Source organism: Rhizobium leguminosarum (assembly GCF_001679785.1).
Classification (GTDB): domain Bacteria; phylum Pseudomonadota; class Alphaproteobacteria; order Rhizobiales; family Rhizobiaceae; genus Rhizobium; species Rhizobium leguminosarum_R.
On the sequence record NZ_CP016286.1, the window covers coordinates 1,025,644 to 1,038,848 of the forward strand.

The 13,205-nt window shown below is 59.8% G+C and carries 13 protein-coding genes and 1 pseudogene; 8 read left to right on the forward strand and 6 right to left on the reverse strand.

Features of this window, described 5'->3' with window-relative positions; genetic code table 11:
- Positions 1-111: 111 nt before the first annotated feature.
- Complete coding sequence (locus BA011_RS05240; protein ID WP_065279662.1) at positions 112-954, reverse strand: universal stress protein; 843 nt, start codon at positions 952-954, stop codon at positions 112-114.
- A gap of 108 nt (positions 955-1,062) precedes the next feature.
- Positions 1,063-1,839 carry a competence/damage-inducible protein A gene (locus BA011_RS05245; RefSeq protein ID WP_065279663.1) on the reverse strand — a complete coding sequence of 259 codons (777 nt, stop codon included), beginning with the start codon at positions 1,837-1,839 and terminating at the stop codon, positions 1,063-1,065.
- 286 nt (positions 1,840-2,125) lie between these two features.
- On the opposite strand from BA011_RS05245, the gene wrbA reads away from it, so the two are divergent.
- The 3 genes from wrbA to BA011_RS05260 all read left to right on the forward strand — a co-directional run bounded on the left by wrbA (position 2,126) and on the right by BA011_RS05260 (position 3,964).
- On the forward strand, positions 2,126-2,722 hold the full coding sequence (wrbA, locus tag BA011_RS05250; protein ID WP_065279664.1) for an NAD(P)H:quinone oxidoreductase type IV: 597 nt from the start codon (positions 2,126-2,128) through the stop codon (positions 2,720-2,722).
- A gap of 638 nt (positions 2,723-3,360) precedes the next feature.
- Positions 3,361-3,651: a ribbon-helix-helix domain-containing protein gene (locus BA011_RS05255; RefSeq protein WP_026265193.1), complete on the forward strand. Its 291-nt coding sequence runs from the start codon at positions 3,361-3,363 to the stop codon at positions 3,649-3,651.
- Positions 3,638-3,964, forward strand: a complete 327-nt coding sequence (locus BA011_RS05260) for a type II toxin-antitoxin system RelE/ParE family toxin (protein WP_065279665.1) — start codon at positions 3,638-3,640, stop codon at positions 3,962-3,964. The genes BA011_RS05255 and BA011_RS05260 overlap by 14 nt, the downstream gene beginning before the upstream one ends.
- A 39-nt stretch (positions 3,965-4,003) precedes the next feature.
- Here BA011_RS05260 and BA011_RS05265 read toward each other — a convergent pair whose 3' ends face one another.
- Positions 4,004-4,567 carry a hypothetical protein gene (locus BA011_RS05265; RefSeq protein WP_151343387.1) on the reverse strand — a complete coding sequence of 188 codons (564 nt, stop codon included), beginning with the start codon at positions 4,565-4,567 and terminating at the stop codon, positions 4,004-4,006.
- A 487-nt stretch (positions 4,568-5,054) separates the two neighbouring features.
- Here BA011_RS05265 and BA011_RS44150 point away from each other — a divergent pair, with 487 nt between their 5' ends.
- On the forward strand, positions 5,055-5,276 hold the full coding sequence (locus BA011_RS44150; protein ID WP_065279667.1) for a hypothetical protein: 222 nt from the start codon (positions 5,055-5,057) through the stop codon (positions 5,274-5,276).
- A gap of 229 nt (positions 5,277-5,505) precedes the next feature.
- Here the strand turns inward: BA011_RS44150 and BA011_RS05275 are convergent, their stop codons facing one another.
- Positions 5,506-5,880 (reverse strand): VanZ family protein, encoded by a 375-nt coding sequence (locus BA011_RS05275; RefSeq protein WP_065279668.1) that lies wholly within the window; start codon positions 5,878-5,880, stop codon positions 5,506-5,508.
- Between the two features lie 183 nt (positions 5,881-6,063).
- Between BA011_RS05275 and ilvA the strand changes: the two genes are divergently transcribed.
- The 3 genes from ilvA (at position 6,064) to BA011_RS05290 (ending at position 9,185) form a co-directional block, all read left to right on the forward strand.
- Entirely contained in the window at positions 6,064-7,314 is a 1,251-nt protein-coding gene (gene ilvA / locus BA011_RS05280; protein ID WP_065279669.1) for a threonine ammonia-lyase, read from the forward strand.
- A gap of 37 nt (positions 7,315-7,351) precedes the next feature.
- Positions 7,352-7,678 carry an HlyU family transcriptional regulator gene (locus BA011_RS05285; RefSeq protein WP_065279670.1) on the forward strand — a complete coding sequence of 109 codons (327 nt, stop codon included), beginning with the start codon at positions 7,352-7,354 and terminating at the stop codon, positions 7,676-7,678.
- Between the two features lie 235 nt (positions 7,679-7,913).
- Positions 7,914-9,185 (forward strand): sensor domain-containing diguanylate cyclase, encoded by a 1,272-nt coding sequence (locus BA011_RS05290; RefSeq protein ID WP_065279671.1) that lies wholly within the window; start codon positions 7,914-7,916, stop codon positions 9,183-9,185.
- Between the two features lie 155 nt (positions 9,186-9,340).
- On the opposite strand, the gene BA011_RS05295 is transcribed toward BA011_RS05290, so the two are convergent.
- On the reverse strand, positions 9,341-9,955 hold the full coding sequence (locus BA011_RS05295; protein WP_065279672.1) for an FMN-dependent NADH-azoreductase: 615 nt from the start codon (positions 9,953-9,955) through the stop codon (positions 9,341-9,343).
- Positions 9,956-10,094: 139 nt separating this feature from the next.
- On the opposite strand from BA011_RS05295, the pseudogene BA011_RS05300 reads away from it, so the two are divergent.
- Positions 10,095-11,062: pseudogene (locus BA011_RS05300) on the forward strand (LysR family transcriptional regulator).
- A gap of 42 nt (positions 11,063-11,104) precedes the next feature.
- Here BA011_RS05300 and BA011_RS05305 read toward each other — a convergent pair.
- Positions 11,105-13,093: a bifunctional 2',3'-cyclic-nucleotide 2'-phosphodiesterase/3'-nucleotidase gene (locus BA011_RS05305; protein WP_065279673.1), complete on the reverse strand. Its 1,989-nt coding sequence runs from the start codon at positions 13,091-13,093 to the stop codon at positions 11,105-11,107.
- Between the last annotated feature and the right edge of the window lie 112 nt (positions 13,094-13,205).

Consider the following 13,205-nt stretch of genomic DNA (forward strand, 5'->3'; position numbering starts at 1 on the left):
TGGCAAAACGCAAATCGCGCAGCCGGAACTGCGCGAGATGGGCCGAGGCTCGAAGCTGTCATCGGTCGCCGCAATTAGCGGGATTTGCCGGCAAAAGGCAAGAGCAGCCAATCAACGCGATAACAGGGTGAGCGCCGTCATCGACTGCAGCAAGGTCTTCGTCGTGCCGCCGAAGATCATCTGCCAGAGCCACGAATGCGTATAGGCGCCCATGACGAGAAGATCGATGCTGCTGTCCGAAAGCCGGTTCTCGATGACATGCGATGCGCTCTTGTCCGCACTTTGCGCCGTCGAAAGCGTCGCCTTGACGCCATGACGCGCCAGCGTCGCGGCAATGTCGGCGCCGGCGGTCAGCGGCGATTGCAGCGCCGTGTCGGCCGGATCGACTGAAAAGATCTCCACCTCGTCGGCGGCTTTGAGGATCGGCAGCGCGTCGAAGGTTGCGCGCGCCGCCTCCTTCGAGCCGTTCCAGGCGATCAATACGCGTTTGATCGGCTTCGGCTTGCGGATGATATAGGGGATCATCAGCACCGGCCGGCCGGTTTCGAAAAGGAAACTGTCGACGTCGACGTGGCTGTCGGAAGGTTTGGCCGGGTCGGCCTGCGAGGCGATCAGGAGGTCGGCGCTGCGCGCACTTTCGATCAGCGGGGCGGAGCCATAACCGGTTGATGTGGCAAAGCTGCGCCATTCGAAGGAGGCACCGGATGCCTCCGCTTTCGCCCTGAAGATGCGCTCGACGGCAATCGTTTCGCTATGCGCCATGTCCTGCAGCGCCTGCACGGCAACGGGATCGGGGATTTCCATCGGCGCCACCAGCGGCACGGCGGAAATGATTTCGGCATGCAGGCCGATCACATGGGCGCCGCTTTCAGCGGCGATGGCAAAGGCGAAATCGGCAACCGCAGAACTATTGTCTGATGTATCGAGAATGGCGAGAATGGTTTTGTAAGACATATCAATTCTCCTTGCGCTGAAATGGCTTGCGCGAGGGAAGGAATGCGCCAGACCGTTCTCCTGTTCCTTGATCGGGATCAAGGATGGCTTCCAGTTCCGGCGTTGCCCTCAAGCCTCGGCGGAATGGTTTTCGGCGATGTCCTTCCTTTGGCGGATGGCGTCGATCATCGCCTGCACCTCGGCGCCGGCCGCATCGATTGCCGCCTGGGAGCGGCCGCGTACGACGATCTCGGTCGAGAATTTCTGGCCGATATAACGCGGGTACGAACCGATGCTGGTTTCCGAATGTGCCTTCTGGATCGCGGTCAGCGGCGTGCCGATCTCGCCTTCTCCGTAAGGGCAGGCGATAGCGAGCGAAAGCACCGGCGTGCCGGTTCGAAGCATCGGCAGCACATTGTCGACCATCGCCTGGAAGACCTGCGGCACGCCGGCCATGACATGGACGTTGCCGATGATGAAGCCCGGCGCCGTCGAGACCGGATTGGCGATATGCGCAGCCCCGCGCGGCATGCGCGCCATGCGCTGGCGCGCCTCGGTGAATTCCATCTCGCGGCGGCGGTACATCTCGGCAAGCAGCGTCATTGCTGTTTCGTCATATTCGCAGGGCACGCCGAAAGCCTTGGAGATGGCATCGGCGGTGATGTCGTCATGCGTCGGCCCGATGCCGCCTGATGTGAAGACGTAATCATACTTGCCGCGAAGCGCGTTCAGCGCCTCGACGATCGCGTCCTCATCGTCGGCGACGATGCGCACTTCCTTGAGGTCGATGCCGGAAAGCGTCAGCAAATCGGCGAGGTGGCCGATATTTTTATCCTTGGTGCGGCCGGAGAGAAGTTCGTCGCCGATGGCGAGCATGGCGGCGGTGACGACGATGTCTTGGCTCATGGGATGTTCCGTGATGTGAGGCTGGGGAATAGGTAGCGTCGTTCAGTCGCTTTGCAAACACCAGAGCATGATGCCGAAAAGTGCAGGCGGTTTTCGGACGACATCATGCGCTAACTCTTTAACTCGGGCGATGCGTCATTTTTGCCGAAATGAAAACCGCAAGCGAATTTTCGTCTCCGCGTGGTGAGCACTGAGTTCTTTAGCACGGGGCTTTGTTCAAACAGGCGCGCTGATAGAAATCGCGTCGGACACGAAATTCAACCCGATGTTTCAAGGAAGATAGAAGATGGCGAAGGTTCTCGTCCTTTATTATTCGGCTTACGGCCATATCGAAACCATGGCCTATGCGGTTGCCGAAGGCGCGAAGTCGGCCGGCGCCGAGGTCACCGTCAAGCGCGTTCCGGAACTGGTTCCGGAAGACGTCGCCAAGGCTTCCTATTACAAGGTCGACCAGGCGGCTCCGATCGCCACCGTTGACGAACTGGCGGACTATGACGCGATCATCGTCGGCGCCGGCACCCGCTTCGGCACGGTCGCTTCGCAGATGCGCAATTTCTGGGATCAGACGGGCGGTCTCTGGTTCGCCGGCAAACTCGCCGGCAAACTCGGTTCGGTCTTCACCTCTTCGGCAACTCAGCACGGCGGCCAGGAATCGACCATCCTCGGCTTCATCCCGACCTTCCTGCACCAGGGCATGGTCGTTGCCGGCCTGCCTTATGCCTTCCAGGGCCAGATGGGTACCGAGGAAGTCAAGGGCGGCTCGCCCTACGGCGCCTCCACCATCACCAACGGTGACGGCTCGCGCCAGCCTTCCGAGATCGAGCTGGAAGGCGCGAAATACCAGGGCGCCCACGTCGCCAAGCTTGCTGCTAAGCTCGCCTGATCTTTGACGCTGGAATGATAAAGGCGCGGCGGGCATGGGGCTCGTCGCGCCTTTTCCGTTTTCTCTCAGGTGACAAGGGATGATTCCTGCCGGGTTACGGGGAAAATGGTGCGGACGGCGGGGGTCGAACCCGCATAGCCTAGGCCGAGGGATTTTCTTACCGCTACGGCTTTCACCGCCGCCTTCCGGCGTTTGTGGTCTGGACTATACCTTCACCCTAGCTTTGCCTTAGGTGCTGCCCGTCTAGTCTCTACACCTTCCCCTGGCGGGGCTTGGCTCGGGATTGCCATCTGACAGGTTTCCCCGACTTTGAGCAGTTCTACAGCCGGCGTTTCCGCCGGTGCACTCAATTTTGTTTAAGTCCCTTGTGTCTACCGATTCCACCACGTCCGCGTGGTTCCTTCTGCTAACAAAGAGAAACGGTATTCTCAACTGATATCCATCGGTTGTTGAAGGTATTTGCAGAATGGTCCGGGAAGTAACCCGTCCAGCGATCTCGGCACAGCCCATCACGCAAACTGCCGTCGGTCCCGGGTGTATTCGCCACCATCGTTTCTGATGCGGATGGCATCGCAATTTCTCTGGTGTCAGGTATGATTTTATCATACTTTATAAGCAATCAAGGAAAGTGTACGACGATGCGAAACGCGGAAAAGGTGACCATTACCCTCACGGCCGATATGTTGCGGAGCGTTCGCGATACGGTCGAGGCCGGTGAATTTGCGACCACGAGTGAGGCGATGCGGGATGCTGTGCGGGTGTGGCAGCGCCAGCGGCTCGAGGATGCCGAACGCCTCAACGCGATGCGGGCTCGTATTCGCCGTTCTCTTGATGATCCGCGCCCGAGTTTGACAGCAGAAGAGGCGGAAGTGGAAATGGACCGCTTCATGAAAGGTCAGGAAAAAGCGTCGCGCAATGCGGCGCGCTAAGGTCATCTATCGGCCCGAGGCACTGAGCGACCTTCGGCAAATTTATATCGACATTGCCGATATGAGTCGGAGCCACGTCATTGCCAATGGCTTCGTGAAACGCATCATGACGAGGTGCCGCAAGATCGGCGATGCCCCGAACGGCGGTCGTCCTCGGGATGATCTGGCGCCCGGCTTGCGAACGGTGCCGTTTGAGCATTCCGCCGTGATCGCCTATCACGTCACCGACGCGGTTGAGATCGTCAATGTGTTCTACGGCGGCAGAGACTATGAGGCCCTGTTTCGGGCGGGCGATGACGAAGATGGGTCCTAACGAGCCTTTCCCATCCATTTCATTTGGAACGATCTCGACTCAAGCCGCGATTTTTTTACGTTCTTCGACTTCGGCCACCGTGTCATAAGGCACGCCTTCAAAAGAAAGGAACTGGCCGAGAAGCTTATGGGTGACGGGGATTATCAATCGCTGACTACGGTCGTAGTAACCACTGGCATCGATGGCGTCATTGTAAGCCTTTGCATCGAGCGCCCGCATCATCGGCGGCTCGTCGCCTGCAATCCGGATCATTTGACTGTACCAGCCAGCCACCCTCTCTTCAGAAGGTTGGGCTTCGGCTTCGATGTTAGATAGCAAATGGTAATATTCGCGCTGCAGCGTTTGATGATCCCTCGCTCTGCCGCCGAAATCAAAGACCAGTTGCGCTGCGCCCACTACCGCTACTGCTGCACCGACCCAACCGCGTTGGATATCTACACCATAAATTTTCAAGGCGTCCGCCATTGCCGCCGCACCCAATACGATCACCAGGAAGCTGCACCAACGGTTCCAACGATCCAGCGTCATACGTCGCGCCGTGTGGTAGAGGGCGTTTCTCAGAACATTGAAATGAATGTTTTCGCGGCTGCGTTCGATTGTCATCGCTTGACTGGCGGCGGCGCTGGAACTGGTGAGGGCCTGGACGGAGCAACTGGCTGTCGTGGCCCAGGCCCTGTCTGCGGGGCAGGCTGCCTAGGTCCCATGCCGCGTTCTTCATGTGACGCGGTGGGCTGTCTCGGTCCCATTCCGTGCATCGCAACTATAAACTTCTCGACCAAGTTCACCTCCTACGAGTCTGATTACTCAAGGTAGCAGTTGTCACAGTGTCGTTCTACTTGGTTTTGTGTTGTCGTTTCACAGAAATCAGAACGTAGCTTTCAGGGGCGGAATAGCGGACCACCTGTGATCTGCATGATCGAGGTTTAAAGCAGGGCCAAGCCCAGATGCCGCACAACACTCGGACGATGAGCCTGACCAGCCGCGCCTGAATCACAACCAGCAGTGCCAGGATGGCGAGGACGATCACGGCTCACCACGAGATCAGCAACTTGGGATATTCCGTGATAGTTGACGGGCGAGGAGAGTCCATTTGGATGAAGGTTGGGCGCCAAATGTAGTGGAATTGCTCCAGGTCGAGCCATTCCTCCAACGCTTTGGCGGCATCGGTATCCGACAGGTCGAAGGGTCGCTCTTGCACGATGCGGTACTGGCGGTGGCTTTAAAATCCCTCGGCGTTGGCTGTACGGGTTCGATTACCGTCGCCCGCACCACCTTCATAATCCTGTTTGAATATGCTGTATATTGTGTGTAAAAGCGCGTTATTGATTGACAATGACATTTTCGGTGCAAGGATTGCGCCGCGACGGTTGAGTAAGTGTTGTCTTGTGGGAGTAAGACGATGGTTTACGATTGGAGTGGGACTAGGGTTCGGCGCATCCGGATCTTCAAGACCAGTGTCGCACTTGTTCTCGGAACTGCGATAGCTGCGATACCACTGTTCTTCTGGGCAGTGCAGTTGCGCGATTTCTAACTCGAGATAATCATCGCTCTGTGAGCGGAAGCGCGTTTGGCGCTTTGGTCTCGCGCCACCTGTTGATCAGCCAGCCAGCCAGCAGCCCGAGGGCTGCGCCGGCGGCCTTGATGCCGGCATCGTGCAGGCGTGGATGGCGTGTTGGTGTGAGATACTGCAGATATTCGATGGCGACTGCACCGGCAATCAGCAGCACCGCCACCATCTTCCACTGTTTCGGATAGGCGAGCGCGAAGGCGAGGCCAACGAGAACATAGGCGCCCCCGCGGTCGGTGTCGACCGTAGTGACCGTTTCCGGCCTCAGCCCGATCGGCGAAACCGTGACGAAGAGGATGAGGGCGAGCAGCAGCCAGGCGAGCGGCCTTGCAAATTTGAAGATCATCATGGTTTCATATTAGTGGCTTGGCTTTTCATTGACAGTTAAAATCAGTTCATCTGCCGCCGATTTCGCGATTGGCTTAAGAAAGGCTTTCCCGGGAGAGAACCGGAAATGGCCGAAACGGGCTTTCTTTTGCCGGTTGGCCTGTGCCATAGCGGCAGCGGCTACTCATGAGAATGGACCACGCCCGTGACGAGACTTGATGTCGAAAGCGCCGAAGAGGCAATGCGCAGCCTGTTTCCGGCAACGCCGCTACAGCTCAACGATCATCTGTCGGCCCGCTACGAGGCCGATATCTGGCTGAAGCGCGAGGATCTGTCGCCGGTGCGCTCCTACAAGATCCGCGGCGCCTTCAATTTCTTCCGCAAGGCGATCGGGCAGGGTGCCGCCGGCAAGACCTTCGTCTGCGCCTCGGCCGGCAACCACGCCCAGGGCTTTGCTTTCGTCTGCCGCCATTTCGGCGTTCCGGGCGTCGTCTTCATGCCGGTGACGACACCGCAACAGAAGATCGACAAGACCCGCATGTTCGGCGCCGAATTCATCACCATCCGGCTGTTCGGTGACTTCTTCGACCAGTGCTACCAGGCCGCCCGCGAACATGTGGAGGCGGTCGGCGGCGTCATGGTGCCGCCCTTCGACCATGCCGACATCATCGAAGGCCAGGCAACCGTCGCCGCCGAAATCATGCAGCAGCTGCCGGAAGGAACGGTGCCCGACATGGTCGTCCTGCCGGTTGGCGGTGGCGGACTGGCCGCCGGCATCACCGGCTATCTCGACGGCACCGTGCCGAAATCGGCTTTCGTCTTCACCGAGCCCGCCGGCGCGCCGAGTCTCAAGCGCAGCATCGAGGCGGGCAAGGTGACGACGCTTGCTAAGGTCGACAATTTCGTCGATGGCGCTGCGGTCGCCCGGATCGGCGACCTGAATTTCGCCGCTCTTCGCGAGTTCCCGGCAAGCCAAGTGCAACTGATGCCGGAGAACGCCATCTGCGTCACCATTCAGGAAATGCTGAATGTCGAGGGCGTCGTGCTGGAGCCGGCCGGCGCATTGTCGCTGACGGCGATTGCCGCGATGGACGGCCAAGCGATCCGCGGCAAGACCATCGTCGCTGTCGTCTCCGGCGGCAATTTCGATTTCGAGCGTCTGCCTGACGTAAAGGAAAGAGCCATGCGTTATGCAGGGCTGAAGAAATACTTCATCCTGCGGCTCGCCCAGCGCCCGGGCGCGCTTCGGGATTTCCTCAATCTGCTCGGCCCCGACGACGATATCGCCCGCTTCGAATATCTGAAGAAATCGGCGCGTAACTTCGGCTCGATCCTGATTGGCATCGAAACCAAGGCGCCTGAGAATTTCGCTCGGCTGATCGGAAATTTCGAAGCAGCCGGCATGGGTTACGAGGATATTACCGAAAACGAGATCCTCGCCAATCTGATCATTTGACTTGGCGACAGCGATACGGTCGTGCTAAAGGCGGAGCATGGCTTCGTTCATTTCAAATATCTTTTCGATGTTCTCCGGCGGCGGCAAACCGGCTGCGGAGGCGGCAGGGCCTTCCGGCGAGCCGCAGCTTTACGGCGATTGCACGATCTATGCCGAGCCGCGCAAGGAAGGCGGCCAGTATCGTCTTGCCGGTCGCATCGAAAAGAAGGTCGGCGACGAGGTACTGGTGCGCAATTTCATCCGCGCCGATCTGTTTTCCTCATCCGATGACGCGCTCGAATGCACGGTGCGCAAGGCGCAGCAGATCATCGATCAGCATGGTTCGTCGCTCTTTGGCGACGGCGAGAAGCTTCGTCAGGTTTGAATCGGGATCCGAGGATAGGTCCTTGATACCGGCTGCAACTATTCCTGTGTGTGACCCGGGTGCCCTCCGGCGGGCGCAATCTCACTCACGCAATCTTAAAGGATTGCGGTGAAAGGTATCGCCTGCAGGATTTGCAGGACACCCCCGTGTTTGACTGTTTCGGACGATTGACCAAAGAATCCGCTGTCGCGATCACCGCGCCAGCAGGAGGCCGAACGTCCGGAGCCGAGGTCTCATGATGGAGACACTCAACCTCGCTCTCTTCGTCGTCGAAGCCATCGCCTATTTCGTGCTGATGGTGACGCTTCTGCATTTCCGTCACCGGCTCGGTCTCGGGGTTTTCCTGACGGCCCTCGGCGTCATGCATTTCATGGAGACCTATCTGGCGGCGGTCTTCTATGTCTCGCTGCCGTTCGGGGATGTGTCGCCGGGCTCATCCGTCTTCTTTTCCGGCAAGCTGATGATGATCCTGATGCTTTACCTTCAGGAAGATGCCGCGACGGTGCGCCAGCCGATCTATGGTCTTTTCCTCGGCAACCTGCTCACCGTCGGTATTGCCTGGGTGCTGCAGCTGCACCAGCCGCTGCAGATGTCGCCCAACCACACGCCCGACGTCGATTTCCTCAAGGAGATGGGCTGGCTGATGGTCTGGGGCACGGCGCTGCTCTATGTCGATTCGCTCGGCATCATCCTGCTTTACGAAAAACTCGGCGATTTCTTCCGCCGCCGCGTCGTCCTGCGCTTCCTGATTTCGGGCTTCGTGCTGCTGACCTTCGACCAGATCGGTTTCTTCGCCGCGCTGCATTACTTCCTGGATGTGCCGATCGCCGCATTCTGGGGCGGATGGAAGGCGAAAATGCTTGCCGTCTGCCTCTACACGGCGATGTTCGCATTCTATGAATATCGTATTCGCCGCGGCGGAGCAGCCGGGTCCGCACGCTCCATCAGCGACGTGTTCGGCGACCTGACGTTCCGCGAGCGCTACAACGATCTTCTGGAGCGCACCGGCCGCGATATGCTCACCGGCGTCTACGATCGGACGCGCATGGAGGTTGAAGCGCCGCTGATGCTGCGTGAGGCGCTGAGGCAGGGGCTATACGCCACCGTTCTCATTCTCGACGCCGATCACTTCAAGGATGTCAACGACGGCTACGGCCATCTCCAGGGCGACGAGGTGCTGAAGGCGATCGCCGCCCGATTGGGCACGACGCTGCGCTCGAACGATCGCGTCTTCCGCTTCGGCGGCGAGGAATTCGTTGCCGTCTGTCCAGGCACCGACCACGAGGAAGGCCTGCTGCTTGCCGAGCGCCTGCGCTGGACGATCGCAACCAGCGTCAAGACGCCGGATGACAGGCCGATCACGGTCAGCATCGGCGTTGCGACCGCCGACGAGGACGGCGTCGATTTCACCGCCGTGCTGACGGCTGCCGACGGCAGGCTCTACGCAGCTAAGAAGAGCGGCCGCAACTGTGTCGTCGGCCGCACCGGCGTGGTGAAACTCAGCTGAAACTCATTCAGGCAGCGAGGAAGATCTTGGCGCCGGATGGCGCGCTCGTCATGCCGCCGTCGATGGTGATCTCGATGCCGGTGGTTTTGTCGCCGATCGACAAATGAAAAACGGCCGGCGAAGACCGGCCGTTCCGCGGAGCGTTTAGGAGCCGATCAGGCGGCCAGCGCGATTTCCTGGACGCGCGACTTGGCGGCGTCGATGGCCTTTTCGGCAGCTTCCGGACCGAAGGCCAGGCCTTCGACATAGATGGTCTCGATATCGCTGATGCCGAGGAAGCCGAGAACCGACTTCAGGTACGGCACGGCATGGTTCAGGGGAGCGGCCGGGCCCTGCGAGTAGACGCCGCCCGAGGCGAGCACGACATAAACCTTCTTGCCGGTTGCGAGGCCGACCGGGCCGCTTTCCGTGTACTTGAAGGTCAGGCCGGCGCGGGCAACGTTGTCGATCCAGGTCTTCAGCGACGAATAGATGTTGAAGTTGATGAGGCCGGTGCTGATGACGATCGTGTCGGCGGCGAGCAGTTCGTTGACGAGTTCGTCGGAAATCTTGACGGCTGCGGCTTCCTCAGCGGTGCGGGCCTCGGCCGGCTTGCGGATTGCGCCGGTGAAGAGGTCATCGATATGCGGCAGCGGGTTGGCGGCAAGGTCGCGGCGAACGACGACGCTGCCTGGATTCTGGCTCTTCAGCTTTTCGGCGAGATCGACGGCGATCGGCGTCGAGAGCGATTCGGCACGCGGGCTGGACGTCAGAAGAAGGATGGACGACATGGTGCATTTCCTTTCGAATGGGATTTGACGGCCCGTTGCTGGGAGGTGAGCCGCAGTCTCGATGAGGAAAATAGGTCTGGCCTGCTATCGAAAAAACGGTGATAATGTCGATCGAAACTATCGATGGAATGGATAGAAGATGCTGCCAAACCCCACTCTGGACCAATTGCAGGTGTTTCTGACCGTTGCCGAGACCGGCAGCTTCTCGGCCGCTTCGCGGGCGCTGAACCGTGCACAGTCGGTCGTGAGCTATACGATCGCCAATCTGGAGGCGCAGCTCGAAGTGCCGCTTTTTGAGCGTTCCGGCGCGCGCCAGCCGAAGCTGACGGAGGCGGGCAAGGCGATGCTGGAGGATGCGCGGCGCATTCTGGGCGATCTGCAAGTCATGCGCGCGCGCGTCAAGAGCCTGAGGGAAGGGCTCGAAGCGGAGGTTTCCGTCGCCATCAGTGTCATGGTGCCTTCGCGAGCCCTGGTGGACGTCCTCCGCGAATTCCGCGAGATGTTTCCATCCGTTTCGTTAAGCCTCAATGTCGGTGAGCTCGGAATGGTCATGGATCTCGTCCTCAGCGGCAAGGCGACGATCGGGATTGGCGGCGCGGTCGTCAAGCAGGACGATTCGATCGTCACGGAGCGGATCGGTCATTCCTTCATGTTGCCGGTTGCCGCGCATAACCACCCGCTTGCCGGGATCGGCCGGCCACTGACGCTCGGCGACGTCCGCGAGGAAGTGCAACTCGTCGTCACCGATGCGTCGGGACGGACGAAGGGGCGCGATTTCAACGTTCTCTCCTACAAGACGTGGCGTGTCAGCGATATTGCGACGAAGCACCAGCTCATCACGGCCGGCCTTGGCTGGGGCGGCCTTCCGGCTTCCGTGATTCATGACGATCTGACGAGCGGCAGGCTCGTTCATCTCGATCTGGATGCCTACGAACAGGGGAGTATCCCATATATTCGGTCCGTCAGCTCGCCAACCCGCCCGGACCTGCCGCCACCTGGATGATCGACGCGTTCCGCACGCGGCTTTCCGCCTGCCCGAGCCAAGCCGATTTCCATGCTCAGATAGCGGAACTGCAGGACGCTGGTACGCCGCTCGCGGCCGAATGACGAAGGCGGGGGTGCCGCGCCTTCGCTGATATTGTCTTCCGCCTAAAGAACCAGCCTGAATTTCGAGAAACCGTCGGCCCCTTCGCCGGCATCCTCGATCTTGACGCTCTTGACCTCGGCTAGGAACTGTTTCGCCTTCGGGCCGCTTTCGAAGGTCGCGGTCGTGCCGGGGAGCGGCTTGAAGGTCCAGTTTGCGTCGGCCGACGGATTGATCGTGCCCTGATCATGAATATAGCGGACGATCACGTCGCGATTGGTGTCCGGTGCCTGGAAGATCACCTTGTCCGCGGTAATCTCGGGGAAATTGCCGCCGCCGCCGGCGCGGTAGTTGTTCGAGACGACGACGAACTTCTGCGCCGGATCGATCGGCTTGCCGTTGAAGGCGAGGTTCTGGATGCGGTTGGCGTCCGGATGGATCGGTTTGCCGGATGAATCATATTTCGGCGGCTGCGACAGGTCGATCTGGTAGGTGACGCCGTCGATCACGTCGAAATTGTAGGACGGAAAATCATTGTTGAGCAGCGCCGCATCCTTCGAGCCAGCCTCGATGTGATTGAACATGCCGGCCGACATTTCGAGCCAGTTCTTCACTTGGGCGCCGGTAATGGCAACGGCCTGCACCGTGTTCGGGTAGAGATAGAGGTCGGCGACGTTCTTGATGGCGATATCGCCGGCCGGAACATCGGTATAGTAGTCGGCGCCGCCGCGACCGCCGGCCTTGAAGGGGGCCGCCGCCGAAAGCACCGGCAGATCCTTGAACTCGGTGTCGGCGAGCATCTGCTTGATGTACCAGGTCTGGGCTTGGCTGACGACCTGCACCGAGGGATCGTCGGCAACCAGCGCGAAGTAGGAATAGAGCGGGGCGGAGGTTTTGCCGACCGGAGTGCGGACATAGGCAAGCGTCGCCTCATGCTCGGCCTTGGCGGCCTCGACCACATCCTTCTTGTCGGCGTAGTCGGCAACCACCTTCTTCTTGTCGTCGCGGTGATAGATCGGACGTGCTTCCGAGGTGAAATCGACGATCTTCCAGCTATTGCCGTCCTTTTCGAGCAGCAGGTCGATAAGGCCGAGATGTGAGCCCCAGAAGCCGGCCATCACGGCGGGCTTGCCGTGCAGCGTGCCCTTGACGGGGTCGGCATTGGCCACACCGTCCCAGCTCTTCGGGCCGGGGAAGACGAGGTGCTGGTGGCCGGTGAAGATCGCGTCGATCCCGTCGACGGCGGCGAGATGCAGCGAGGCGTTTTCCATCTTTTCGGACGGTGCGCTGCCGTCGATGCCGGAATGCGAGAGCGCAATGACGATATCGGCGCCGGCTTCCTTCATGGCGGGAACCCAGGCCTTGGCGGCCTCGACGATGTCGCGCGTTTGCGCCTTGCCTTCGAGGTTCTTGATGTCCCAGAGCATGATCTGCGGCGGTACAAAGCCGATGAAGCCGATCTTGACGGGGCTCTCATTGCCGGCGCCATCCTTGATCTGTTTTTCGACGATGATGTAGGGCTTGAAGAAGAGATCGTCCTGCTTCGGGTTCGAGGCGAGCTGGCCCTTGGTCAAGTTAGCGCAGACGAAGGGGAAGTTCGCGCCTGCTAGCACCTTGAACATGAAGTCGAGGCCGTAGTTGAACTCGTGATTGCCGAGCGTGCCGACCGTATAGCCGAGCGTGTTCATCGCCTTGATCACCGGGTGGACGTCGCCGTCCTTCATGCCGTGCTGATAGGCCATGTAGTCGCCCATCGGATTGCCCTGCAGCACGTCGCCATTGTCGATCAGCAGCGAGTTGACGGCCTCTGCGCGGATCGCGTCGATGATCGTCCCGGTGCGCGACAGGCCCATCGTGTCGTTCGGCTTGTCGGCATAATAGTCATAGGGGAAGACATTGACGTGGATGTCGGTCGTTTCCATCAGCCTGAGATGGGCCTGGTTGACGCTGGCGCGCGCGCTGAAAGGGTGCAGCAGCACCAGGGCGGAAGTGGCGGCAAGGCCGCCGAGCAGGGAACGGCGGCTCATTACACCAACATCGAAAATGGAAGACATGGAAACTCTCCTTCAAAGATCATGCATCGTCCGGCCCGTCAGAATTAGGACGATTTGACGAGGAGTACACTGCGAAAATGACAGGACGTCAAAACAATCCAGCGGGATAGCG

Excerpts from the sequence above, each read along its gene's own strand:
- BA011_RS05275 (WP_065279668.1), bottom strand. The coding sequence starts at position 5,880 with ATGATGATCTTCAAATTTGCAAGGCCGCTCGCCTGGCTGCTGCTCGCC.
- BA011_RS05295 (WP_065279672.1), bottom strand. The coding sequence starts at position 9,955 with ATGTCGTCCATCCTTCTTCTGACGTCCAGCCCGCGTGCCGAATCGCTC.
- BA011_RS05245 (WP_065279663.1), bottom strand. The coding sequence starts at position 1,839 with ATGAGCCAAGACATCGTCGTCACCGCCGCCATGCTCGCCATCGGCGAC.
- BA011_RS05240 (WP_065279662.1), bottom strand. The coding sequence starts at position 954 with ATGTCTTACAAAACCATTCTCGCCATTCTCGATACATCAGACAATAGT.
- wrbA (WP_065279664.1), top strand. The coding sequence starts at position 2,126 with ATGGCGAAGGTTCTCGTCCTTTATTATTCGGCTTACGGCCATATCGAA.
- BA011_RS05265 (WP_151343387.1), bottom strand. The coding sequence starts at position 4,567 with ATGACAATCGAACGCAGCCGCGAAAACATTCATTTCAATGTTCTGAGA.
- BA011_RS05305 (WP_065279673.1), bottom strand. The coding sequence starts at position 13,093 with ATGTCTTCCATTTTCGATGTTGGTGTAATGAGCCGCCGTTCCCTGCTC.
- BA011_RS05290 (WP_065279671.1), top strand. The coding sequence starts at position 7,914 with ATGATGGAGACACTCAACCTCGCTCTCTTCGTCGTCGAAGCCATCGCC.
- BA011_RS05285 (WP_065279670.1), top strand. The coding sequence starts at position 7,352 with ATGGCTTCGTTCATTTCAAATATCTTTTCGATGTTCTCCGGCGGCGGC.
- BA011_RS05255 (WP_026265193.1), top strand. The coding sequence starts at position 3,361 with ATGCGAAACGCGGAAAAGGTGACCATTACCCTCACGGCCGATATGTTG.
- BA011_RS05260 (WP_065279665.1), top strand. The coding sequence starts at position 3,638 with ATGCGGCGCGCTAAGGTCATCTATCGGCCCGAGGCACTGAGCGACCTT.